Here is a 7,642-nt window from a genome sequence, read left to right on the forward strand (position 1 = left end):
TTAACCCCTTACGCCGCTGGGCTAGTTTGTGCTAAGTCATCAAGTTTAATTTGTAATAACGGATTGTTTTCAAGGCCGCCATTATCAGCAGCAGCTTGGTATTGGCTACGTGCTTGGTCTTTGTCGCCCTGTGCAGCATAAACATCGCCTTTTAGTTCAGCAACTGCAGCAGAAAATGATGCTGGAAGCTGTGCATTTAGCGTTGTTAGTGCTTGATCATATTGCTTTTGAGCAAGGTGAACACGAGCAAGGCGAGTTGTAGCCGTTGCTTTTAGTTCAGGGTTTTGCTCGTTGGTGATGATCCAGTTAAGCTTTTCGCTTGCAGCATCAAGGTCATTTTTATCAACCGCTTCTTTCGCCGCTACAAATGCTGTTAGCGTGCTGTAGCTTGACTCGCTGTTGTTTTTAATAAACGTATCCGCTTTTTCTAGCACGGTACCGCTCTCAACAAGTTGTGTGAAAGAGTCAGATGCTTTCTCAGCTGTGGTGATTTGGTTTTGGTTATAAGCTTTCCAACCATATAAACCACCTAAACCTGCAACAATACCAATTGCAAGTGCTAAACCATTTTCACGGAAAAAGCGTTTGATCGCTTCTTCTTGTTGTTCTTCTGTTGAATAAATTTCCATGCTTACCTCTGTTGCTAGCTGAGCTTAAATAAGTTCAGCTAGTAGCGTTTTCGCTTCTTCTAGTTTTAAGGTGACTTGTTCTTTACGCTCACGTAAATACTTAATAGTCACAACGCCTTGTTCTAATTCATCTTCGCCGATAATAACAGCTACGAGAGCATCGCTTTTATCTGCGCGTTTTAATTGTTTTTTAAAGTTGCCGCCGCCTGCGTGAACCATTACACGTAAACCTGCAACATCTTTACGTAATTGAGCGGCAATAATTGGCGCTTGAATACTGGCTTTATCGCCCATGGCTGCCAAATATACATCAGCACTACGGCGGATGTCACCTACACATTCGAGTGCTTGAAGTAATAACACTAAACGTTCAAGGCCCATTGCAAAACCAACCGCAGGTGTTGCTTTACCGCCTAGTTGTTCAACTAGACCATCGTATCGACCACCGGCACAAACGGTTCCTTGGGCGCCAAGGCTATCGGTTACCCACTCAAAAACGGTACGGTTGTAATAGTCAAGACCACGTACAAGCTTTTCATTTACCGTGTATTCGACGCCCGCAGCGTCTAAACGTTCACATAAATTTTCAAAATGTTCTTTTGATTCAGCATCTAAGTGTTCAGATAATTTTGGTGCATCAGTTAAAATGGCTTGTACATCAGGGTTTTTGCTATCTAAAACACGTAAAGGGTTTGAATGCATACGACGCTTAGAGTCCTCGTCGAGTACATCAACATGTTGCTCTAAGTAAGCAACAAGCGCATCTCGGTAATCAGCACGGGCTTCATTTGAGCCCAGAGAGTTAAGTTCAAGACGAACGTGTTCGCTGATACCAAACTCTTTCCATAATTGGGCTGTCAGCAAAATTACTTCTGCATCAATATCAGCAGTGGCAATGCCGAATGTTTCTAAGCCAAATTGGTGGAATTGACGGTAACGGCCTTTTTGCGGGCGCTCGTGACGGAACATTGGACCCATATACCATAAACGTTGTTCTTGGTTATACAGTAAACCGTTTTGATTACCAGCACGAACACATACCGCAGTACCTTCAGGGCGAAGCGTTAAGTTATCGCCATTTCGGTCTGCAAAGGTGTACATTTCTTTTTCTACAATATCAGTTACTTCACCGATAGAGCGTTTGAAAAGGTCGGTAGATTCAACAATTGGAAAACGAATTTCTTGATAACCAAACGATGAAACTGTTTCACGTAAAATGTCTTCTACTTTCTGCCAAATTTGCGTATCGCCTGGCAGACAATCGTTCATACCACGAACTGCCTGAATTTGTTTTGCCACTGATAAATCCTAAATACTGTACTTGCGTTGAAAAAACACGCATCAAGAAAAACTAAAAATTGACCCGCTATTATAACGTCTAAGCGGTAAAGGTAAACGGCAAACCCGAGGGTTTACCGACTATAATTCGAATTATTCAACGATTTTGATGTCGATTGGCGTTTCTTTCTCTTTCTTAGCGATAAAGTCACGTACATAGCCTTCGAGTTGTTCGACTATATTATCGTTATCAATACGTGCTTTTTGACGTTCACCGTTGATATATAAGCCAGAGCGGCGATTTGCACCAGCAAGGCCGATATCGCTGACAAGAGCTTCGCCAGGGCCATTTACTACACACCCAATAACAGACACTGACATAGGTTCAACCACGTCTTCTAGGCGCTCTTCTAATTGGTTCATGGTGCTAACGACATCGAACTCTTGGCGTGAGCAACTGGGACATGCAATAAAGTTAATACCGCGTGAGCGAATGCGTAATGATTTTAAAATATCAAAGCCGACTTTAATCTCTTGTACTGGGTCAGCAGCAAGTGACACACGTAACGTATCACCAATGCCTTCGGCAAGTAGCATACCTAAGCCAACAGCTGATTTGACAGAACCTGAGCGCATACCACCTGCTTCGGTAATACCTAAATGCAGTGGCTGGTCGATTTCTTTCGCAAGTAATCGATATGCACCTACTGCTAAAAATACATCTGACGCTTTAACAGATACTTTAAATTGATCAAAGTCTAAACGTTGTAAGATCTCAACGTGGCGCATAGCTGATTCAAGGAGTGCCTCAGGTGTTGGCTCACCATATTTTTCCTGTAAATCTCGCTCTAATGAACCACCATTAACACCAATACGAATAGGAATGTTGTGCTCTCTTGCTGAGTCTACAACGGCACGAATACGTTCTTCGCTACCAATATTACCAGGGTTAATGCGTAAGCAATCAGCCCCGTATTGAGCTACTTTTAACGCAATACGGTAGTCAAAGTGAATATCAGTTACCAGCGGAATAGTGACTTGTTCTTTAATGCTTTTAAATGCTTCAGCTGCTTCCATAGTCGGCACTGAAACACGCACAATGTCAGCACCAGCATCTTGAATAGCTTGAATTTGTGCAACTGTAGCATCTATGTCTAAAGTATTAGTGTTCGTCATCGATTGAACGGCAATGGGGGCACCATCACCAATTGGCACATTACCTACGTTAATACGGGTCGATTTTCTTCGTTTAATAGGAGATTCTGAAAACATTGCGGTTACTCTGTTAACGGTAAAGTAAATTTAGCTAAGCGATTTTTGGCAAAATGTGAGGTATCGATGGTTTCGCCTTGAAACGTAATATCAACCACTTGATGTTTGCCTAATACAACATTAAATGGTTGGGGGCCGGTTACTTTCATGATGTAACCTGCTTTTTTAACGCCAAAAGCGATGCGATCGCCGTTGCCATCATGAATTTCTACCCAGCTATCTTCATTGAAGTGCATCACGACTTCACTGTGCTCAGGATCAGCCTTTTCAGTTTGTGGCTGAGCAGCAACTTGGCTTTGTGTTTCGTTGCTGGTTGTAGGCACATCTGCTTCAGGCTGAATGATTGTTTCTTCAGCAGGCGCTGCTACAGCTAAGTCAGGTGAAATATCACTGCTTTCAAGCTGGTTTGGCATCACCGTCGTTACCGGCTTCTCGATATTCTGGTTGCTATTTTGCCACCACCAAAACACAGATGAGCCAATGATCACCGCTAAGATAAAGTAGCTAAACAGCATTAAGCGGCTGTCATTAGCTTCTTTTTCAGTACGGCGAGAAAAGCTCTGCATTTTAGATTTCTTTGCAGGTTCAACGTGCTCTGGTAATAATTCGAGCATCGCTTGGCTATCGATTTTAAGCTCACGACAATAACTTTTGATATAGCCTTTCACAAAAGTTGCAGGGCCTAGTAGTTCATGCTCGTCATTCTCTAATCGTTGTAACTGTAAAACTGATAACTTTAATGCTCCAGCAAGTTGCTCAAGGCTCATGCCTGTGTCTTCGCGGCGCTTTTTTAGTGCTTGGCCGAGCGTTTCTTGCGGTTGTTCTAAATTGTTTTCTTCATTCATAATGCGTATGAGTCTGGATCTACCAATAAGAGTCTATGCCCAGGTTTTAGGGCTACATCTGGGCTCAATTTGTTCCAGCGCATTAACTGATCGATTAATACGCTATGCTGTGTGGCTATGCTATAAAGTGTGTCGCCATCACTGATATTGTGATAAATATTCGGATTGTTTAGAAAAATGCGAGTACCGTTTTGGACTCGGTCTGATTCTTTTAAGCCATTCCACTGCAAAATCTTCTGTAGTTTAACATTGTATCGCACCGAAATACTAAACAGGTTTTCACCATTTTCAATAATATGATACGGGATATTCAGCGCCGGTACATTTGCGTTTAGCATTGGTAAATTAAGCGGCTGATCCGTCACGCTAAAGTCAGTGTTATCTGCTGAAGAACTGCTATATTGACTGCCACTAAATACGTTTGCGTCTTTTTCTGCCTCATAAAACACCACAGTACCAGCATTTTTATTAGTGCTTGGTGTGCTTGCTGGCGTTTGTTGAGCGTTAGGCGTTTGCGGCGCACCAAATGACACGATGGTCACTTCATCACTACTTTGCGCTGTTGTTTGTTTTTGTTGCTTTGCATTAACAGGGGATTGTTTAACTTTACGAGAGGTAACTGTTTGGAAGCCTTCGTCAGTTTGTTCAGTGAGCGTCTTTGGCGTTGTATTGAGCGGTTGTGTTGAGGCTAATGCTTTGGTTGATGGCTTTTCTTCGCTGTCTGAGTTTACCTCAGCTGCTACCTGTTCATTGCTTCTGGCTACGAGTTGTGACTCTTGCTCAGCAGCAGCCACTGACGCCTCAGCAACAAGGGTTTGATTATCAGGAGCTTTTCTTTTCACTATGCGAATTTTTGGCTGATCTTTACTGACGATGCTGCTGTCGCTAGAAATTTTAAGCTCTTCTAACAGCGTTTGACGATATTTTTCACGTAGTATTTCAAATTCAGAACGTTTAGTTTGCCCAGAAGAAATGGCCTTTGCTTCTACTGAACCTGGGTAGGTTTGTAAAATGATTGCTGCGGTTGTTTCGGCTTTTTCAATATGGCCCATACGTTGCTGAATAAGGTAGCTGAGCATGAGTGCACGAGGGGTAACTCGACCAGTTGATTCGTATTTTTCAATCACCTCTTCAGCTTTATGAAGGTCGCTTTTAGCGTAATATAAACCGGCTAGGCTAATCATTGAAGAAGGGCGCTGCGAGCTGTGGTTTAGCGCTGATTTTAGGTATTTTTCTGCATTTTCAAAGTCATCAAATTCAATCGCACATAAGGCTAAGTTTTCGTAACTTTCAGCTACACGGATATAGCTAGGAACTGCGATCGCCTTAAGAAGTTCTTCTGCTGCACGGTCGTATTTGCCAATGCCACATAAAAAGACACCATAGTTATTTAAGGTGTTTGGATCATTTGGGGCGATTTTTAAGGCGCGTTGATAGGCTTTATCTGCTAGATCTGGCTCATCAACTTGTTGATAGTAATAGGCTAAAGAGTAGTGAACTTCAGGAAGGTCAGGTGCAAAGTCTGCGGCACGTTCTAGATTATATTTTGCTTGCGAGTTGTTGCCCGTTTTTAAGTACTGTAACGCAAGAGCGATACGAGTACGAGCAGCACCGGTATTATTAATCTTTTTTTCTACAACGGGTCTGTCGCTTCCGTCGTAGCTGTTTTCTGTAACACACCCTGTTAATGCGAATGCACTAACAGTAATGGCAAGTATAGAACGCATTACCTAATCTCTTCTTTGATTCCGTATGCCTATCTTACCGAAAAGCCTTTGTGTTGCATCTATTATTTTAAAATAACGTGTTTATCACAAAGGCTTATCTTTAAATATTCTGTTTATGCTTGATGAATATTTACCGCAATTGCGTTATCTTCGCGCATTTTCTTTTTCGCTAAACGCTTAGTACGGTCGACAACATCACCCACTAATTGACCACAAGCAGCATCAATATCATCACCTCGCGTACGACGAACAATACAGGTAATACCCGCTGCTTGTAATACTTTAGAGAAGCGGTCGATACGGCTATTGCTAGAACGGCCATATTCGTTACCCGGGAATGGGTTAAACGGGATCAGGTTTACTTTTGAAGGTGTCCCTTTCAAAGTTTTAACCAATTCATGAGCTTGATCTGTGCTGTCGTTAACACCTTGCAACATAACGTATTCGATAGTCACATCTTTGTTTGCTTTAGAGCCATCAATATAACGACGACACGCCGCTAAAAACTCTTCGATTGGGTACTTTTTATTAATAGGTACAAGTACGTCACGCAGCTCATTGTTTGGCGCATGTAATGAAATAGCGAGTGCTACGTCGATTTTCTCTTTTAATAAATCAAGAGCAGGTACCACACCTGATGTACTCAATGTCACGCGACGCTTTGATAAGCCAAAACCCCAATCATCCATCATTAGTTCCATCGCTGGCACTACATTTTTAAGATTAAGCAGAGGCTCACCCATACCCATCATTACCACGTTAGTAACTGGGCGTTTAGTGCTGTCGCCGTTTAAACCAATGTCTTTTGCAACACGCCAAACCTGACCGATGATCTCAGACACAGATAAGTTACGGTTAAAGCCTTGTTGTGCTGTTGAGCAGAAGGTACATTCAAGTGCACAACCTACTTGAGAAGATACACATAAAGTTGCACGGTCTTTTTCTGGGATCCAAACAGCTTCTACTTCTTGGCCACCTTGCAGCATGAGGGCGTATTTGATAGTGCCATCGCTTGCTTCTTGTCTAACTGAGATCTCAGGAGCAACAATTTCACATTCCGCTTTTAGCTTTTCTTTAAGCTTTTTGTTGACGTTCGTCATGTCGTCAAAATTGTCTACACCAAAATGATAAATCCATTTCATCACCTGATCACCACGGAATGGCTTTTCACCGAATGATACAAAAAGCTCTCGCATTGCATCTCGGTTTAAATCTAATAAATTAATCTTTTTTTCAGTGGTCATGAAACAACCTCAATCAGTGACGGTGGTAAAGTAGTTTGGGTGCGCGATTGTATATTATTTAATCGACTTAGTCATTAGCTAAACAGATTTACAATAGGCTTAGCTAATGACTAAAAAAGGGCTCGAAAGCCCTTTTTCTTCTGCATCACAGACTTAGCTGTGAACTCGAAATTAACGAGTACGTGGGCAGATTTCTTCGTCAGCGAAGAAGTATGCGATTTCACGTGCAGCTGATTCAACAGCGTCAGAACCGTGAACAGCATTTTCGTCGATGCTGTCTGCGTAGTCAGCACGTAAAGTACCAGCTAGTGCTTCAGCAGGGTTAGTAGCACCCATGATTTCACGGTTTTTAAGTACTGCGTTCTCACCTTCAAGAACAGTAACCATTACTGGACCAGATGTCATGAACTCAACTAAAGCACCGAAGAAAGGACGCTCGCTGTGCTCAGCGTAGAAACCTTCAGCTTTTTCTTTTGAAAGGTGAACCATTTTAGCTGCAACGATTTTAAGACCAGCCGTTTCGAAACGGTTGTAGATAGCACCGATGTGGTTTTTTGCAACTGCATCAGGTTTTACGATTGAAAAAGTACGCTCTAAAGCCATCTTTATGCTCCAATAATTTTAAATTTAAAGGTTAAATATTAACG

The 7,642-nt window shown here is 42.3% G+C and carries 7 protein-coding genes; all 7 read right to left on the minus strand.

The features are described from left to right. Window positions 1–8 precede the first annotated feature (8 nt). A complete protein-coding gene (locus L1D46_RS09915) occupies window positions 9–629 on the minus strand; it encodes a tetratricopeptide repeat protein (RefSeq protein WP_130052884.1) in 621 nt (206 codons plus the stop codon). A 24-nt stretch (window positions 630–653) separates the two neighbouring features. Further along, window positions 654–1,928, minus strand: coding sequence for a histidine--tRNA ligase (gene hisS / locus L1D46_RS09920; RefSeq protein WP_130052883.1), 1,275 nt, complete (start codon window positions 1,926–1,928; stop codon window positions 654–656). 132 nt (window positions 1,929–2,060) lie between these two features. Then, a complete protein-coding gene (gene ispG, locus L1D46_RS09925; protein WP_167657411.1) occupies window positions 2,061–3,179 on the minus strand; it encodes a flavodoxin-dependent (E)-4-hydroxy-3-methylbut-2-enyl-diphosphate synthase in 1,119 nt (372 codons plus the stop codon). 5 nt (window positions 3,180–3,184) lie between these two features. Next, a complete protein-coding gene (locus tag L1D46_RS09930; protein ID WP_130052881.1) occupies window positions 3,185–4,024 on the minus strand; it encodes a RodZ domain-containing protein in 840 nt (279 codons plus the stop codon). Then, complete coding sequence (gene pilW, locus L1D46_RS09935; protein ID WP_130052880.1) at window positions 4,021–5,751, minus strand: type IV pilus biogenesis/stability protein PilW; 1,731 nt, start codon at window positions 5,749–5,751, stop codon at window positions 4,021–4,023. The genes L1D46_RS09930 and pilW overlap by 4 nt, the downstream gene beginning before the upstream one ends. Before the next feature lie 113 nt (window positions 5,752–5,864). Further along, on the minus strand, window positions 5,865–6,995 hold the full coding sequence (locus L1D46_RS09940) for a bifunctional tRNA (adenosine(37)-C2)-methyltransferase TrmG/ribosomal RNA large subunit methyltransferase RlmN (RefSeq protein ID WP_130052879.1): 1,131 nt from the start codon (window positions 6,993–6,995) through the stop codon (window positions 5,865–5,867). A 171-nt stretch (window positions 6,996–7,166) separates the two neighbouring features. After that, window positions 7,167–7,598, minus strand: coding sequence for a nucleoside-diphosphate kinase (gene ndk, locus L1D46_RS09945; protein WP_036972405.1), 432 nt, complete (start codon window positions 7,596–7,598; stop codon window positions 7,167–7,169). Between the last annotated feature and the right edge of the window lie 44 nt (window positions 7,599–7,642).

The sequence above is a fragment of the Pseudoalteromonas sp. Isolate3 genome (genome assembly GCF_022398505.1).
Classification (GTDB): domain Bacteria; phylum Pseudomonadota; class Gammaproteobacteria; order Enterobacterales; family Alteromonadaceae; genus Pseudoalteromonas; species Pseudoalteromonas apostichopi.

Bases quoted from the DNA above. Each gene is read 5' to 3' on its own strand.
- L1D46_RS09915 (WP_130052884.1), bottom strand. From the start codon at position 629: ATGGAAATTTATTCAACAGAAGAACAACAAGAAGAAGCGATCAAACGC.
- ispG (WP_167657411.1), bottom strand. From the start codon at position 3,179: ATGTTTTCAGAATCTCCTATTAAACGAAGAAAATCGACCCGTATTAAC.
- L1D46_RS09930 (WP_130052881.1), bottom strand. From the start codon at position 4,024: ATGAATGAAGAAAACAATTTAGAACAACCGCAAGAAACGCTCGGCCAA.
- pilW (WP_130052880.1), bottom strand. From the start codon at position 5,751: ATGCGTTCTATACTTGCCATTACTGTTAGTGCATTCGCATTAACAGGG.
- L1D46_RS09940 (WP_130052879.1), bottom strand. From the start codon at position 6,995: ATGACCACTGAAAAAAAGATTAATTTATTAGATTTAAACCGAGATGCA.
- ndk (WP_036972405.1), bottom strand. From the start codon at position 7,598: ATGGCTTTAGAGCGTACTTTTTCAATCGTAAAACCTGATGCAGTTGCA.